18 protein-coding genes are annotated in these 14,182 nt (G+C 57.5%); 9 read left to right on the top strand and 9 right to left on the bottom strand.

Annotation, left to right across the window (positions count from 1 at the left end):
• Window positions 1-88: 88 nt before the first annotated feature.
• Entirely contained in the window at window positions 89-1,072 is a 984-nt protein-coding gene (gene acuI, locus GIW69_RS12480) for an acrylyl-CoA reductase (NADPH) (RefSeq protein WP_236482903.1), read from the top strand.
• Here acuI and ada read toward each other — a convergent pair.
• From ada to GIW69_RS12455, 5 genes are all read right to left on the bottom strand, one after another.
• The gene (ada, locus tag GIW69_RS12475) at window positions 1,062-2,138 is read right to left on the bottom strand and encodes a bifunctional DNA-binding transcriptional regulator/O6-methylguanine-DNA methyltransferase Ada (protein WP_236482901.1); all 1,077 of its coding nucleotides are present in this window, start codon (window positions 2,136-2,138) and stop codon (window positions 1,062-1,064) included. The genes acuI and ada overlap by 11 nt on opposite strands.
• An 85-nt stretch (window positions 2,139-2,223) precedes the next feature.
• Window positions 2,224-2,889 (bottom strand): DNA oxidative demethylase AlkB, encoded by a 666-nt coding sequence (alkB, locus tag GIW69_RS12470; RefSeq protein ID WP_236482899.1) that lies wholly within the window; start codon window positions 2,887-2,889, stop codon window positions 2,224-2,226.
• A 5-nt stretch (window positions 2,890-2,894) separates the two neighbouring features.
• Window positions 2,895-3,605 (bottom strand): 2OG-Fe(II) oxygenase, encoded by a 711-nt coding sequence (locus GIW69_RS12465; RefSeq protein WP_236482897.1) that lies wholly within the window; start codon window positions 3,603-3,605, stop codon window positions 2,895-2,897.
• Between the two features lie 123 nt (window positions 3,606-3,728).
• Window positions 3,729-3,899 carry a hypothetical protein gene (locus tag GIW69_RS12460; RefSeq protein WP_236482895.1) on the bottom strand — a complete coding sequence of 57 codons (171 nt, stop codon included), beginning with the start codon at window positions 3,897-3,899 and terminating at the stop codon, window positions 3,729-3,731.
• 31 nt (window positions 3,900-3,930) lie between these two features.
• Window positions 3,931-4,233, bottom strand: a complete 303-nt coding sequence (locus GIW69_RS12455) for a DUF1883 domain-containing protein (protein ID WP_236482894.1) — start codon at window positions 4,231-4,233, stop codon at window positions 3,931-3,933.
• Between the two features lie 212 nt (window positions 4,234-4,445).
• Here GIW69_RS12455 and GIW69_RS12450 point away from each other — a divergent pair, with 212 nt between their 5' ends.
• Together GIW69_RS12450 and GIW69_RS12445 are read left to right on the top strand one after the other, a co-directional pair.
• Window positions 4,446-4,802 (top strand): hypothetical protein, encoded by a 357-nt coding sequence (locus GIW69_RS12450; protein WP_236482892.1) that lies wholly within the window; start codon window positions 4,446-4,448, stop codon window positions 4,800-4,802.
• 66 nt (window positions 4,803-4,868) lie between these two features.
• Window positions 4,869-5,099 carry a hypothetical protein gene (locus GIW69_RS12445; protein ID WP_236482890.1) on the top strand — a complete coding sequence of 77 codons (231 nt, stop codon included), beginning with the start codon at window positions 4,869-4,871 and terminating at the stop codon, window positions 5,097-5,099.
• A gap of 2 nt (window positions 5,100-5,101) precedes the next feature.
• Here GIW69_RS12445 and GIW69_RS12440 read toward each other — a convergent pair whose 3' ends face one another.
• Both GIW69_RS12440 and GIW69_RS12435 read right to left on the bottom strand, forming a co-directional pair.
• The gene (locus tag GIW69_RS12440) at window positions 5,102-5,383 is read right to left on the bottom strand and encodes a hypothetical protein (protein ID WP_236483002.1); all 282 of its coding nucleotides are present in this window, start codon (window positions 5,381-5,383) and stop codon (window positions 5,102-5,104) included.
• 151 nt (window positions 5,384-5,534) lie between these two features.
• Entirely contained in the window at window positions 5,535-5,723 is a 189-nt protein-coding gene (locus tag GIW69_RS12435) for a hypothetical protein (RefSeq protein ID WP_236482888.1), read from the bottom strand.
• Window positions 5,724-5,980: 257 nt separating this feature from the next.
• On the opposite strand from GIW69_RS12435, the gene galU reads away from it, so the two are divergent.
• Together galU and gorA are read left to right on the top strand one after the other, a co-directional pair.
• Window positions 5,981-6,820 (top strand): UTP--glucose-1-phosphate uridylyltransferase GalU, encoded by an 840-nt coding sequence (gene galU / locus GIW69_RS12430; RefSeq protein WP_003182953.1) that lies wholly within the window; start codon window positions 5,981-5,983, stop codon window positions 6,818-6,820.
• A gap of 130 nt (window positions 6,821-6,950) precedes the next feature.
• Window positions 6,951-8,309, top strand: coding sequence for a glutathione-disulfide reductase (gorA, locus tag GIW69_RS12425; protein ID WP_236482886.1), 1,359 nt, complete (start codon window positions 6,951-6,953; stop codon window positions 8,307-8,309).
• On the opposite strand, the gene GIW69_RS12420 is transcribed toward gorA, so the two are convergent.
• Window positions 8,306-9,316, bottom strand: coding sequence for a DNA-binding protein (locus GIW69_RS12420; protein WP_236482884.1), 1,011 nt, complete (start codon window positions 9,314-9,316; stop codon window positions 8,306-8,308). The genes gorA and GIW69_RS12420 overlap by 4 nt on opposite strands.
• A gap of 178 nt (window positions 9,317-9,494) precedes the next feature.
• Here GIW69_RS12420 and GIW69_RS12415 point away from each other — a divergent pair, with 178 nt between their 5' ends.
• From GIW69_RS12415 to ahpF, 3 genes are all read left to right on the top strand, one after another.
• On the top strand, window positions 9,495-10,433 hold the full coding sequence (locus GIW69_RS12415; protein ID WP_236482882.1) for a site-specific integrase: 939 nt from the start codon (window positions 9,495-9,497) through the stop codon (window positions 10,431-10,433).
• Between the two features lie 138 nt (window positions 10,434-10,571).
• Entirely contained in the window at window positions 10,572-11,135 is a 564-nt protein-coding gene (gene ahpC, locus GIW69_RS12410) for an alkyl hydroperoxide reductase subunit C (RefSeq protein WP_007958941.1), read from the top strand.
• Between the two features lie 124 nt (window positions 11,136-11,259).
• Window positions 11,260-12,822, top strand: coding sequence for an alkyl hydroperoxide reductase subunit F (gene ahpF / locus GIW69_RS12405; protein ID WP_236482881.1), 1,563 nt, complete (start codon window positions 11,260-11,262; stop codon window positions 12,820-12,822).
• A 107-nt stretch (window positions 12,823-12,929) separates the two neighbouring features.
• Here ahpF and gloA read toward each other — a convergent pair whose 3' ends face one another.
• Window positions 12,930-13,451, bottom strand: coding sequence for a lactoylglutathione lyase (gene gloA, locus GIW69_RS12400; RefSeq protein ID WP_236482879.1), 522 nt, complete (start codon window positions 13,449-13,451; stop codon window positions 12,930-12,932).
• Window positions 13,452-13,591: 140 nt separating this feature from the next.
• Here gloA and GIW69_RS12395 point away from each other — a divergent pair, with 140 nt between their 5' ends.
• A complete protein-coding gene (locus GIW69_RS12395; RefSeq protein WP_236482877.1) occupies window positions 13,592-14,110 on the top strand; it encodes a DUF4946 domain-containing protein in 519 nt (172 codons plus the stop codon).
• Window positions 14,111-14,182 lie beyond the last annotated feature (72 nt).

Raw genomic sequence — 14,182 nt, 5'->3', positions numbered from 1 at the left:
GCATTTAGCGGAAAGTCGGGTAGGGCGATGGGTTGCTTTATGTTATTTCGACTGCACGCAAACCTGAAAAACACACTGAGGAGCGCTCATGTTCAACGGCATCTTGATTGAAAAAGACGACAGCGGTTACCGGGCCAGTTTGCAGCCGATCAGCGACGACAAACTGCCGGAAGGTGACGTGACGGTGCGTGTTGCCTACAGCACGTTGAATTTCAAGGATGGCCTCGCGATCACTGGCAGCAGTCCCGTGGTGCGCCAGTTTCCGATGGTGCCGGGGATCGACCTGGCGGGCACTGTGGAGGCGAGCTCGCACGCCGACTACAACGTCGGCGATCAGGTGTTGCTAAACGGTTGGGGTGTCGGTGAAAGCCACTGGGGCGGCCTGGCGCAGAAGGCGCGATTGAAGGGTGACTGGCTTATTGCGCTACCCAAAGCCTTCACCGCTGCGCAATCCATGGCGATCGGCACCGCCGGCTACACGGCGATGCTGTGCATTCTGGCGCTGGAACACAATGGTGTGACTCCGGAGCAGGGCGAGGTGTTGGTCACGGGCGCCAACGGTGGTGTTGGCAGTTTTGCCATCGCCCTGCTGAACAGACTGGGCTATCGCGTGGTGGCGTCGACCGGTCGGGTTTCGGAGCACGATTACCTGACGCAACTGGGCGCAAGCGAGATCATCGATCGTGCAACGTTGTCCGAACCGGGCAAGCCTCTGGCCAAGGAGCGCTGGGCCGCCGTCATCGACTCGGTCGGCAGCCACACCTTGGCCAACGCTTGCGCGAGCACGCGTGCAAACGGCACCGTCGCCGCGTGCGGTCTGGCACAAGGCATGGATTTCCCGGCATCGGTCGCGCCATTCATTCTGCGTGGCGTGACCTTGGCCGGCATTAACAGCGTGACCCAGCCCAAAGCCCGCCGGATACAAGCCTGGGATCGCCTGGCGAAAGACCTCGATTTAGATTTGCTGCCGCTGATCAGCCGGGAAATCGCCCTGAGCGAAACCCTCGAGGCTGCGCAGCAGTTGCTCGCCGGGAAGCTGCGCGGCCGGGTTGTCGTTGACGTCAATCGCTGATATCCAGGCTGATCTCGCGCTCCAGCAACTGGCGTTTGCGCTCCACGCCCCAGCGATAGCCTGACAGGTTGCCGTCGCTGCGCACCACGCGATGGCAAGGGATGGCCACCGCCAGCTTGTTTGCGCCGCAGGCCTGGGCGACCGCGCGCACGGCGTTGGGCGAGCCGATGCTATGGGCGATGTCGGCGTAGCTGGCGGTGCTGCCAATCGGAATGTTGCGCAACGCCTGCCAGACACGTTCCTGAAACGCCGTGCCGCGAACGTCCAGCGGCAAATCCAGGCCGAGCGCGGGCGCTTCGATGAACCCGACAACCCGGGCGATCAATTGCTCGAAACCGCCATCGGCGCCGATCAGGTTCGCCCGGCGGAACTGATCCTGCAGGTCGCACACCAGTTGATGCGGATCGTCACCCAGCAGAATTGCGCAGACGCCGCGTTCGCTTTGCGCGACCAGAATCGCGCCGAGTGAACATTGACCGACGGCAAAACGAATGTCGTTGTTTTGTCCCGCAGCACGATAATCCGTGGGTTTCATGCCCAGCAAGTGATCGGCCGTTTCGTAGAAGCGACTGTTGGAATTGAAACCTGCCTCATATAAAGCGTCAGTCACCGAGTTGCCATTGGCCAGGCGTTCGCGAACTTTGCGTGAGCGATGAGCCGCGCCATAACCTTTCGGCGTCAGGCCGGTCACGGTTTTGAAGATCCGGTGGAAATGGAATGGGCTCAGGCCTGCCGAGTCGGCCAGTTGGCTCAAGGGTGGCAATGTTTCGGCGGACTCGATTTGTCGGCAGGCCGCCGCAACTGTCGCGGCGTGTTGCGCGTTGATGTCGCTCTGATCCTTCCCGGCACGTTTGCTCGGGCGGTAACCCGCCGCTTCTGCCGCTTGGGCGCTGTCGAAAAACTCGACGTTTTTCGGCTTTGGCAAACGCGACAGACTGCTTGGGCGGCAATAGACACCGGTGGTTTTCACTGCGTACACAAACTGCCCGTCGGCTTGCGCGTCGCGGGCAACGACTGCGGCCCAGCGTGGATCATCTTCAGTGTTGAGCGTCGAGAGCGTTTTCATTGCAGAGCGTCCATTGACCTGTTTCAGTCAGGTTAACCGGCGGCGTCCAGCGCAACACTCCGGGCCTTGCGGTCAAACTCATCGATTATCCGGCCTTGCGAAATGTCAGGTTGATGCGCTGCTCGCCAAGTCGTGGATGATGGCCCGGCTTGATCGGCAGCACGCCATGAAAGCGTAGCCGGTCGACCCCACCCCAGACCACCATGTCGCCGTGCAACAAGGGAATGCGCTGGCTCTTGTCGCCGCGTGCGAAGCCGCCAAACAGGAACATTGCCGGCAAGCCCAGTGACAGGGAAATGATCGGTAAGCCGTAGTCCTTTTCGTCTTTGTCCTGATGTAGCGACATCTTGGCACCGGGAAGATAGCGGTTGATCAGGCAGGAATCGGCTGCAAAGTCGGGGAATCCCGCGACTCGTGCTGCGTCCTGCGCCAGTTTGGCGAATACACCCGGCATCGTTGGCCAGCGAGAACCGGTCAAAGGATCAACAGTCGAATAGCGATAGCCGCTGCGATCGGTGACCCAGCCCAGGTCGCCGCAACTGCTGGTGGCGACCGACATGCTGAAGCCGCCGGGGGTGACCATGTGACGCGAGCAACTGTGCTGCAGAACATCTTTCAATGCCGGCAACAGCAGATCCATGCAGGGCAGGGCGAAGCCACGCAACACCCAAGATTGTTCGCCAATCTGCTCATTGCGCGGGTCTTGCTCGGTTTCGTTCTCTGCGAACAGATCAAAAGTGCTCGGTTGCATACTCGTCACAGTGCGTCGTGGAAAATGATGCCCAGCGTATGCCGATTGCCGCTGTGCAAGCGACTGACGCCGTGGCGCATGGTCACGCGATAATCGCCGCGCAGGCCTTTGACCGGCCGCTGATTGACGGCGAAGATCAGCGCGTCGCCTTTTTTCAGGCCTACCACCATCGGGCGCGATTGCCTGCGTGGCCGCTGTTCCGTCAATACGAACTCGCCTCCGCTGAAATCCTGGTCAGGCTCTGACAGAAGAATCGCCACTTGCAACGGGAAAACGTGTTCACCGTACAGATCCTGATGCAGACAGTTGTAGTCCTGCGGGCCGTATTGCAGCAACAGCGGCGTAGGACGTTGCTGACCGGCGGCTTTGCATTGCTCGAGGAAATCAGCGTGTTGCGCCGGGAAACGTTCCTGCAATGTCATCCTTTCGTACCAGCGGTTGGCGAGCGGCACGAGATGCGAATACAGCGCCGTGCGTAATCGTTGCACCAGCGCCGGCAGTGGATAGCGGAAATACTTGTACTCACCACGACCGAATCCATGACGCCCCATGACGACCTGCGAGCGAAATGGCTCGCTTTGCGGATACAACGCGCTAAGCCGGTCGCAGGCTTCGGGCGGTAACAGCGCCCGGATGACGGCGCAGCCTTGCTGATTCAACTGATCGTTCAGGCTGGCCCAATCGAGCGAATCGAGAGGATTGGTGGGATGGGACATGATTGGCTGGCTCCTTGACTCAAGGTCGAGGCGGGCAGTCTGGTCGACGAGGAGGGCCGGAACACTCCGCTGCTTGCGGTCGAACTTGCCACAGGCGCAGCGGATATTCAAAGGGTGAGGCGATTAAAGGGCTTTGCTGACACTGATGTCGCTGATCACGTCATCGCTTTGGCCATGCAAGGCATCCAGCGCGGCTTTGGCTTCTTCTGCCGTGCCGTTTTCCAGTTGGGCGAACTCGAAACGGCGCTCGCCATTGAGTTTGTACTTGATCACGTATTTGGTCGTTTGGGCCACGGTGATGATACCTGTGTGCGTTGAGCGCGATTCAGCTGAGCTTGGTGCTGGAACGGCGAATGATCTTGATCGAGTGCGTCAGGGTCGGCTTGCGCGTGACGCTGATGGCGCGCCGGTTGACGGTGTCGATGGTGATGTTCCAGAAACCGGTGCTCGGTGCAGTAATGCGGGCCGGGAAGGTGTCGAATGCACCGCCATGGTAAGTGTGACGACCGCCATTTTTGAAACTGCGGAAGTTGGCGTCGTTCATCAGACGGATGTTGCAGGTTTGCGAGCATTGGATGACGACGATGTCGTCTTCGTTGAGGTGCTCGCGTTGGTGGATGAATTTCATGGGCGCCTCCAGAAGGGCTTTTTCTACAAAATCAAATCGATAGCGTGTCGAATGGCGCGAGTTTATCAGCCTGTACGGGTTAATATCCGGCCGAGTCACGCTGGATTCATAATTTAAAGCGCTTATTCGCGCCTCGATGCGCGATAAATGCAGTGAACCTTCGGAGAAAAACGGCCGTCGTGCTGTCCGAGGGTCTTTATCGGAGGTTTTATATGAAGTGGGGTGTGGCATGCCTGCCAGTCGTATTGGCAATGAGTGGTTGCGCAAGCGTTACGGAAATCAATGAAACCTTGCCCACTATGAACGTGATCTCCGGCAAGAAGCCCCATGAATATGCTCAGTGCCTGACCGAAAAACTGGCCGCCAGCCGTGGCGCCTTGCAGATCGAGTCGCATAAGGATGGCGTACGAGTCATCGTTCCGCAGAAGCTTTCTTCCGGTCCTGCTGCCGTTTTCGACATCGAAGACCGCTCCGGCGGCAGCAGCATCAAGCTGCACGAGCGTATTTCCAATGTGCCGCTTCGTCCCAAGGATGTGCCCAATGCCGCCACGGCGTGCATTTCGGGCTGATAGAATGCGGCCGTTAGATGCCGTCAAAGTCATGCTTTGACGGCATTGTCATTCAGGGAGCAGTAGATGAAGCGAGAGCAAGTACGGGAGCGACATTCAGAAGGGCTGATCACCGCGACCCACGTGATCCAGAATCCGGCGAATTCGGGCGAGTGGATCGTATTCTTCAAAAAGAGTGCAGGCCGCAGCTACTTTCTGGTGGACGATAACGATGAGGTTGAGTCTTTCGGCAGACTGGATGATTTGATCGAAGTCGTTCGGGGTCTGGGCATCAAGTTCGCCGAAATTCACATGTAAGCCTATTTGCACACCACGACGACGCTGCGGGTTTTGTAGTTACCGACGTCGACGCCCAAGGTCTTGTCGCTTTCCTCAGGGGCCGGGGTGCCATCTGTGCCGACGATGCGGTAACCGGTGCCCGCACATGAGGCTTCGGCCTTCTCGTAGCAGCTTGCCCAAGAGTTCGCTTCGCCGGAGCACTCAATGCTCAGGCCTTGTTCGCCGTTGTTCAGATAGGTCGTCTGAGAGGTCGCGCAGCCACTCAGGGCCAGAACCGCGAGCAGTGGCAGGATTCGATTCATGTTGTGACTGATCATAAAGTTGTCTTCAAGGGGAAAGGGCTACACGCTCTGACAGCGCCAGTGTGAAAAGGTTATAGCGATTGGCCACGACTGTTTGCATTCAGACAAAAAAAGCCCTGCGCGATGGCAGGGCTCTGATTGATGCTAAGGATCAGTCTTGATCCTTGCCCCGGCGCTTTGGCGCAGCCGGGGTGTCCGAGAACACTGCTGCGACTTCGGCAGCCATTGCTTCGGTAGGGAATGGCCCGGCAATGTGTTCGCCATTGGAGGTGGTGAGATTCCATTGGCCATCTTTCATCTTGTTGACCAAATACCCGTTGACGATCTTTGTAGCGGCCATCTGTTTGTCCTGTCGGTTGGATCGAATGCGCCATGATAGCGGCAAATGCTCGCAACAGGGGCAGATGAGCGTATGGTGGTACGGTTTGCCAGCGTCTTGGAATGCTCGCTTTTGTTGATGTCGAAACATCAGCGGAACTATCAGCAGGATTATTTCTCTATGATGGCATCGGTTAGCCAGCGCGGGGCATTGTAAGGTGCACGCCGCCTGATTAGACTTCGCCGAAACTCGTACACACAGCCTTTTCAAGGACTTATATGATCAAGAAATGCTTGTTCCCAGCAGCCGGTTACGGTACTCGCTTCCTGCCAGCGACTAAAGCCATGCCCAAAGAAATGCTGCCGGTGGTAAACAAGCCACTGATCCAGTACGGCGTTGAAGAAGCACTGGATGCCGGATTGACCGAGATCTCCATCGTTACCGGTCGTGGTAAGCGTGCTCTGGAAGACCATTTCGACATCAGCTACGAGCTGGAAAACCAGATCAAGGGCACCGACAAGGAAAAATACCTGGTCGGCATCCGCAAGCTGCTGGATGAGTGCTCCTTCTCCTACACCCGTCAGACGGAAATGAAAGGCCTCGGCCACGCCATTCTGACCGGTCGACCGCTGATCGGTGACGAACCGTTCGCCGTTGTTCTCGCGGATGACCTTTGCGTCAACCTGGAAGGCGATGGCGTTCTGACCCAGATGGTCAAACTGTACAAGCAGTTCCGTTGCTCGATCGTTGCGATCCAAGAGGTCGATCCTCAAGAAACCAACAAGTACGGCGTCATCGCAGGCGAAATGATCCGCGACGACATCTACCGCGTTCACAGCATGGTCGAGAAGCCGAAGCCGGAAGACGCGCCGTCGAACTTGGCGATCATCGGCCGTTACATCCTGACTCCGGACATTTTCGACCTGATCGAACAGACCGAACCAGGCAAGGGTGGCGAAATCCAGATCACCGATGCCCTGATGAAACAAGCCCAGAACGGCTGCGTAATGGCCTACAAGTTCAAGGGCAAGCGTTTCGATTGCGGTGGTGCTGAAGGTTACATCGACGCGACCAACTTCTGCTTTGAAAACTTCTACAAGACGGGCAAGGCTTACTGATAGCGCTTGATCGAACTGTATGAAAAAGCCACCTTCGGGTGGCTTTTTCGTTTTCCGCCCCCATAACCATCGGCAGTGCTTGCCCAAGCTGTATCTGTGGGTATGCTGATCGCCTGCCGAGGAGATTGAAATGGCCTACGATTTTGACCTTTATGTGATTGGCGCCGGTTCCGGCGGTGTGCGGGCTGCGCGTTTTGCTGCCGGGTTTGGTGCGAAAGTCGCTGTGGCGGAGAGCCGTTACCTGGGAGGCACTTGCGTCAACGTCGGCTGCGTGCCGAAAAAACTGTTGGTCTATGGGGCGCATTTCGCCGAAGACTTTGAGCAGGCATCAGGTTTCGGCTGGAGCTTGGGCGAGGCCGATTTCGATTGGGCGACCCTGATCGCCAACAAGGATCGTGAGATCAATCGTCTCAACGGCATCTACCGCAACCTGCTGGTCAACAGCGGTGTGACCTTGCATGAGGGCCACGCAAAGATCGTCGACCCGCATCAAGTCGAGATCAATGGTGAGCGCTTCACCGCCAAAAACATTCTGATTGCCACGGGTGGCTGGCCGCAGATCCCGGAAATTCCCGGGCATGAGCACGCGATCGGCTCCAACGAGGCGTTCTTCCTTAAAGAACTGCCCAAGCGGGTATTGGTGGTAGGCGGTGGTTACATTGCCGTGGAGTTTGCCGGCATCTTTCAAGGTCTGGGCGCCGAGACGACGTTGCTGTACCGCGGTGATCTGTTCTTGCGGGGCTTTGACGGTTCGGTGCGTAAGCATCTGCAGGAAGAGCTGACCAAGCGCGGTATGGATTTGCAATTCAATGCCGACATTGCGCGCATCGACAAGCAGGCCGACGGCAGCCTCAAAGCTACGCTGAAGGATGGCCGCGCCCTTGAAGCCGACTGCGTGTTCTATGCGACGGGTCGCCGCCCGATGCTGGACAACCTCGGGCTGGAAAACACCGGCGTCACGCTGGATGAAAAAGGCTTCGTCAAAGTCGACGATTTGTATCAGACGGATGAGCCTTCGATTCTGGCCCTGGGCGACGTCATCGGTCGCGTGCAACTCACACCGGTGGCATTGGCCGAAGGCATGGCGGTGGCGCGGCGGCTGTTCAAGCCGGAGCACTATCGCCCAGTGGATTACAAGATGATTCCAACAGCGGTGTTCAGCTTGCCGAACATCGGGACTGTGGGATTGACCGAAGAAGAGGCGCGCACGGCCGGACATGAAGTCGTCATCTTCGAAAGCCGCTTCCGCCCGATGAAATTGACCCTGACGGACTGTCAGGAGCGCACGCTGATGAAACTGGTTGTCGACGCCAAGACTGACAAGGTGCTGGGTTGCCACATGGTCGGCCCGGATGCCGGTGAAATCATTCAGGGCTTGGCGATTGCCTTGAAGGCTGGCGCGACCAAAGGCGACTTCGACGATACCATCGGGGTACACCCGACGGCCGCCGAAGAGTTCGTCACCATGCGCACGCCGGTCGGCGATTAAGCGTCCTTGCCTGTGTCTGGCGCTGTCCTGTCGGCAGCTGCCAGGCGCAGGCTTTCATCCAGGCTCGCCTGAGCCGTCGCCAGTTGTTTCTCCAGTGACTGATTGAGCTGCGTCTGCTCATCGACGTTCAGCTTGAGTGTCTGGCTTTCCATCAAGGCAGCGCGCAGACGCTCCTGGAGGAGGGTGCGCTCGCCATCGACGCGGGCTGCCTGCTCCAATAGCTGATCCTGACGCTGATTGCTGTGCTTGAGTTGATCCTGCAATAGGCTCAGTTCGCGCAATGTCCCGCGGTTTTCCGTCAGCAAGCGTTCGTTGTCGCGATGCAGTTGGGTGATCTCGTCCTGCCGTACCAGCGCACTTTGCTGTGCCTGGCGCAATTCCATCTGAATCTGCTGAAGTTGCCCTTCGTGGCGGCTCTGTTCCTGTTCGCGTTGTTCCTTGACGGCGTTGCGATAGTGCTCGAGCGCTTCGCGTGAGTGCAGGTGCTTTTCTTCCAGAGAGCGAATCTGCTCGTCCTTGTCTTTCAACCGCAGTTCGAAATCGGCGAGCGCCTGATTCAGTCCGGCGTTGCGGGTTTGTTCGGTCTGCAGCATCGAACGGGTGTCTCGCAGCGCTTCTGATTCGCGCTCCAGTGCTGCGCCTAGAACGTCGTGCTGGTGCTCCAGCTGGGTGTGGGCTTGCTGGAGTTCTGTTAGTTCTGCTTCGAGCGCATGCCGCTGCTGATCAAACTCCGCCTGGGCTTGTTCGATGGGTTCCTTAGCCTGTTCCTTGAGGCGCTGGGCCAGGCGCGAAACAAGTGCTGTGAGCTCGTCATCGATGGGTTTGGCAGAAGTTTCGGTAAGTTCGGTGCCGTCATCCAGCTCCTTCAAATAGCGGTGGATTGTGGTTTTTGAGCCGGTATTGCCCATCTCGATGCGTACTGCATCGATGCTCGGATGTTCGCCTCGGGCAATGATCGCTGTGCGCGCTATCTGAACCAGAGCTTTGGTGATGCCGCCACGGGCCATGATGACTCCTACGATTACGTACTGTGGTACATGCCACTAAAGTACGCAGTGTACCACGGACGCTTGTTAATTCAATTAACCACTTATCAGGCGCGGGATATACTCGTATTATCCCGTGTGATGACCTGAATCCGGTTTCAAACGCCTTTCACCCAGTACGACAGTGAGAAAACCAGCCATGAGCGATATGGATCGCTACCTGCAAGCCGCCACCCGCGATAACACGCGCCGCAGCTATCGCGCGGCCGTCGAACATTTCGAATCGGTGTGGGGCGGTTTCTTGCCGGCGACTGCCGAAAGCGTGGCGCGTTATCTGGTGGCGCATGCCGGTGTGCTGTCGATCAACACCTTGAAACTGCGTCTGTCGGCATTGGCGCAATGGCATAACAGCCAAGGTTTTGTCGATCCAACGAAAGCACCGATGGTGCGCAAGGTGCTGAAGGGCATTCGCGCCTTGCATCCGGCACAAGAGAAGCAGGCAGAGCCGCTGCAGCTGCAGCATTTGGAACAAGCGGTGACATGGCTCGAAAAAGAAGCCGAAGAGGCGAGCGCGCAACAGAATCGTCCCGTACTGCTCAGGGCGTTGCGTGACAGGGCGCTGATCCTTCTGGGCTTCTGGCGCGGCTTTCGCAGCGACGAGTTGTGCCGCTTGCAGATTGAGCATGTGCAGGCCCGCGCTGGTAGCGGTATCACGCTGTACGTGCCGCGCAGCAAAAGCGACCGGGACAATCTCGGCAACACCTATCAGACGCCCGCATTGTTGCGCTTGTGTCCGGTTCAGGCGTACATCGTCTGGATGGCCGAAGCGGCGCTGGTACGCGGCCCGGTGTTCCGTGGCATCGACCGCTGGGGCAATCTGAGCGAAGAAGGTTTGCACGCCAACAGCATTATTCCGCTATTGCGTCAGGCTTTGGAGCGCGCTGGAATCCCGGCCGAGCATTACACCAGTCACTCTTTGCGTCGCGGCTTTGCCACCTGGGCGCATCAAAGCGGCTGGGATTTGAAATCACTGATGGCCTACGTTGGCTGGAAGGACATGAAATCCGCGATGCGCTATGTTGAGGCGACCCCCTTTCAGGGGATGGCCCGGATTACGGAAAAGCCGTTGCCGACGTAGATATCGTTTTCTTCTATTAATACAGTCGCCTAATAGCGAAAACAAATCAGCAACATCAGGTTTGCCAATGAGCCATCCGTCACGTGAGTGGGTAGGATTCACCCCATCAACTTCACAACCCCTGACGGAGAGTCATCGATGCCTATCATCAACAGCCAAGTAAAACCGTTCAAAGCTACCGCGTTCAAAAATGGCGACTTCGTTCAAGTCTCGGACGCTGACTTGAAAGGCAAGTGGTCTGTCGTATTCTTCTACCCAGCCGACTTCACCTTCGTTTGCCCAACCGAGCTGGAAGACCTGGCCGACAACTACGCCGCGTTCCAGAAGCTGGGCGTAGAGATCTACAGCGTTTCCACCGACACCCACTTTGCTCACGCTGCCTGGCACAACACTTCGCCAGCCATCGGCAAAATCCAGTACACCATGATCGGCGATCCGACTCAGGTCATCTCCCGTAACTTTGACGTACTGATCGAAGAAGCGGGTTTGGCTGACCGTGGCACCTTCGTGATCAACCCTGAAGGCCAGATCAAAATCGTTGAGCTGAACGATGGCGGCGTTGGCCGTGACGCTTCCGAGCTGCTGCGCAAAATCAAGGCTGCTCAATACGTCGCTGCTCACCCAGGCGAAGTTTGCCCAGCCAAGTGGAAAGAAGGCGAGGCGACCCTGGCTCCGTCCCTGGATCTGGTCGGCAAGATCTAAGTCTGTGACGCGCTACTCAGGGCGGAACTCCGCACCTACTCAGTAAGCTGCACCGCCCTGTAAAACGCCCGGGCGAGATTCGCTCGGGCGTTTTTTATTGTCTCGAATAAAGGAAATCGCCCGTATGTTGGACGCCAATCTTAAAGCCCAGTTGAAATCGTACCTGGAACGGGTCACCCAACCGATCGAGATCGTTGCTTCACTCGACGACGGTGCGAAATCCCGGGAAATGCTCGAACTGCTGAAAGACGTTGCCAGTCTTTCCAGCCTAATTACTTTGATCGACAGCGGTGACGATGCTCGCAAACCATCGTTCTCGATCAATCGTCCGGGTGCTGACATCAGCCTGCGTTTCGCCGGCATCCCGATGGGCCACGAATTCACTTCGCTGGTGCTGGCTTTGCTGCAAGTCGGCGGCCACCCGTCGAAAGCCAGTGCCGACGTGATCGAACAGATTCGCTCGCTCAAAGGCGAATTCAACTTCGAAACGTACTTCTCGCTGTCCTGCCAGAACTGCCCGGACGTTGTTCAGGCGCTGAATCTGATGGCGGTGCTGAACCCGAACATCCGCCACGTCGCCATCGACGGCGCGCTGTTCCAGGATGAGGTCAATGATCGCAAGATCATGGCCGTGCCAAGCCTCTACCTGAATGGCGAGAACTTCGGCCAGGGCCGCATGGGCCTGGAAGAAATCCTGGCGAAGCTCGACACCGGAGCCATTGAGCGCCAGGCTGAAAAAATCAGCGGCAAAGACGCCTTTGACGTGCTGGTAGTCGGCGGTGGCCCGGCCGGTGCCTCGGCAGCGATTTATGCTGCACGCAAAGGCATTCGTACCGGCGTGGCGGCTGAACGTTTTGGCGGCCAGGTGCTGGACACCATGGCCATCGAAAACTTTATCTCGGTGCAAGAAACCGAAGGGCCGAAACTGGCCACGGCGCTGGAAGAACACGTCAAGCAATACGACGTGGACATCATGAACCTGCAACGCGCCGACAAACTGATTCCGGGCAAGAATGGCGAGCTGCACGAAGTCCACTTCGCCAGCGGCGCGACCCTCAAAGCCAAGAGCGTGATTCTGGCGACCGGCGCACGGTGGCGTGAAATGAACGTACCGGGCGAGCAGCAATACCGCAACAAAGGCGTGGCGTACTGCCCGCACTGCGACGGTCCGCTGTTCAAAGGCAAGCGCGTGGCGGTGATCGGCGGCGGTAACTCCGGCGTTGAAGCAGCCATCGACCTGGCCGGTATCGTTTCACACGTCACCTTGCTGGAGTTCGATGTACAACTGCGCGCCGATGCGGTATTGCAGCGCAAGTTGCACAGCCTGTCGAATGTGACCGTGATCACTAGCGCGCAAACGACCGAAGTGACCGGTGACGGGCAGAAGGTCAACGGCTTGCGTTACAAGGATCGCCAGACTGACGAAGTGCGTAATGTCGAGCTGGAAGGGATTTTTGTTCAGATCGGTCTGCTGCCCAACACCGATTGGCTCAAAGGCACCATCGAGCTGTCGCCACGCGGCGAGATCATCGTCGACAACCGTGGTGAGACATCCGTCCCGGGCATCTTCGCTGCCGGTGACGTGACCACCGTGCCGTACAAGCAGATTGTGATTGCGGTGGGAGAGGGCGCCAAGGCTTCGCTGAGTGCCTTCGATCACTTGATCCGGACGTCGGCTCCGGCGTAAGCAAAGCTGAAAATGCAAAAAACCCATGAGCGATCATGGGTTTTTTTTTGCAGATCAAAAGATCGCAGCCTGCGGCAGCGTTTACATATAATCGCCTGACCTGGCTTTTACAGCGGTGCAGGCTGAATGATTTCGACCCAGTAGCCATCCGGATCCTTGATGAATGCCAGGCTTTTCATGCGGCCATCGCTAAGACGCTTCTGGAAATCGCAGCCCAGCTCTTCGAAACGTGCGCAAGCAGAGACGATGTCCGGCACCGAAATGCAGATGTGGCCAAAGCCGCGCGGATCGGTGTTGCCATTGTGATAGGCGAAGTCGGCATCGTTTTCGGTGCCGTGGTTGTGGGTCAGTTCCAGGATGCCGGGAATCGACTTCATCCACTCGGTACGTGCGGCGGCATCGGCGGGGATTTGCGCCTTGTCGACCAGTGCGAGGAAGTACAAGCTGAATTCCGCTTCCGGGAAGTCGCGCTTCTCGACAAGCGAGAAACCCAGCACGCGGGTATAGAAATCCAGCGATTGGGTGATGTCTTTGACACGCAGCATGGTGTGGTTGAAGACGAAGTTGCGGGTTGCGCTGTCTGGCGTAGCGGTAACGCCGGGGAAAGTATTCAGATCGTGCAGGCTCATAGGCCCTCCGTAACAATGGGGCAAGTGAATGGGCGCAATGATACGCATGCAGGCCGGCATCGCCAAACCGAAAGCGCGGGCTTGCCCTGTGGGCGGGTGAGCCTCAGACTTTGAGTCTCAACCCGCGAGTGCCTTTGGTAATGATTCGATCGTTCAAATCGCTTTTCGTTTTCTTCAGCTTGTCTGCCATCTCCGCGATGACCTGCGCACAGGATCCGGCGATCACTTGGCCCGAAGGCTGGCAGGTCGAGCCGGTGCCAGACACGACGGCAGAAGTTTCCCGCCAGCGCGCCGTCAAGAACGACGCCGATGGCAATCAGGTCATGGTGATGGAATTGACGATGAGCCGTGTTGAAAGCGGTCACCAAGTGAATCTGCAAGGCGTCTTGCTGGAGATGCGCAAGTCCGTACAGAAGGACTTTTTTCAAAGCGGATATCAGAGTGTCTGCAACAGAATCCACCCCTCAACGCTAGGATCTTTGTCGGCGTTGGAGACGACTTGCACGATCACCGAAAACGGGCGCCACGTGTTATCGCAAACTATGGTCGCGGCGGTCGACGCGAATAAAGCTTATGTTCTTTCCTATGCCGGCCAAGCGGAAATCTATAAGGCCAGTGAAGGGGAAATAGTGGCGGCCAGAAACAGCCTGAAACTTTAATCGTGACCTGTCCGATCAAACGCATGTTAGATACGCGAAGGGATTAAACAAAAAGTTAGTTTCATTTGTTAG

The sequence above is a fragment of the Pseudomonas syringae genome, assembly GCF_021605415.1.
GTDB classification, from domain to species: Bacteria; Pseudomonadota; Gammaproteobacteria; order Pseudomonadales; family Pseudomonadaceae; genus Aquipseudomonas; species Aquipseudomonas syringae_S.
The sequence above is the reverse complement of the archived record's forward strand: the minus strand, read 5'-3'. Positions and strand labels throughout refer to the sequence as shown.

Bases quoted from the DNA above. Each gene is read 5' to 3' on its own strand.
- acuI (WP_236482903.1), top strand. From the start codon at position 89: ATGTTCAACGGCATCTTGATTGAAAAAGACGACAGCGGTTACCGGGCC.
- ada (WP_236482901.1), bottom strand. From the start codon at position 2,138: ATGAAAACGCTCTCGACGCTCAACACTGAAGATGATCCACGCTGGGCC.
- alkB (WP_236482899.1), bottom strand. From the start codon at position 2,889: ATGCAACCGAGCACTTTTGATCTGTTCGCAGAGAACGAAACCGAGCAA.
- GIW69_RS12465 (WP_236482897.1), bottom strand. From the start codon at position 3,605: ATGTCCCATCCCACCAATCCTCTCGATTCGCTCGATTGGGCCAGCCTG.
- GIW69_RS12455 (WP_236482894.1), bottom strand. From the start codon at position 4,233: ATGAAATTCATCCACCAACGCGAGCACCTCAACGAAGACGACATCGTC.
- GIW69_RS12450 (WP_236482892.1), top strand. From the start codon at position 4,446: ATGAAGTGGGGTGTGGCATGCCTGCCAGTCGTATTGGCAATGAGTGGT.
- GIW69_RS12445 (WP_236482890.1), top strand. From the start codon at position 4,869: ATGAAGCGAGAGCAAGTACGGGAGCGACATTCAGAAGGGCTGATCACC.
- GIW69_RS12440 (WP_236483002.1), bottom strand. From the start codon at position 5,383: ATGAATCGAATCCTGCCACTGCTCGCGGTTCTGGCCCTGAGTGGCTGC.
- GIW69_RS12435 (WP_236482888.1), bottom strand. From the start codon at position 5,723: ATGGCCGCTACAAAGATCGTCAACGGGTATTTGGTCAACAAGATGAAA.
- galU (WP_003182953.1), top strand. From the start codon at position 5,981: ATGATCAAGAAATGCTTGTTCCCAGCAGCCGGTTACGGTACTCGCTTC.
- gorA (WP_236482886.1), top strand. From the start codon at position 6,951: ATGGCCTACGATTTTGACCTTTATGTGATTGGCGCCGGTTCCGGCGGT.
- GIW69_RS12420 (WP_236482884.1), bottom strand. From the start codon at position 9,316: ATGGCCCGTGGCGGCATCACCAAAGCTCTGGTTCAGATAGCGCGCACA.
- GIW69_RS12415 (WP_236482882.1), top strand. From the start codon at position 9,495: ATGAGCGATATGGATCGCTACCTGCAAGCCGCCACCCGCGATAACACG.
- ahpC (WP_007958941.1), top strand. From the start codon at position 10,572: ATGCCTATCATCAACAGCCAAGTAAAACCGTTCAAAGCTACCGCGTTC.
- ahpF (WP_236482881.1), top strand. From the start codon at position 11,260: ATGTTGGACGCCAATCTTAAAGCCCAGTTGAAATCGTACCTGGAACGG.
- gloA (WP_236482879.1), bottom strand. From the start codon at position 13,451: ATGAGCCTGCACGATCTGAATACTTTCCCCGGCGTTACCGCTACGCCA.
- GIW69_RS12395 (WP_236482877.1), top strand. From the start codon at position 13,592: ATGATTCGATCGTTCAAATCGCTTTTCGTTTTCTTCAGCTTGTCTGCC.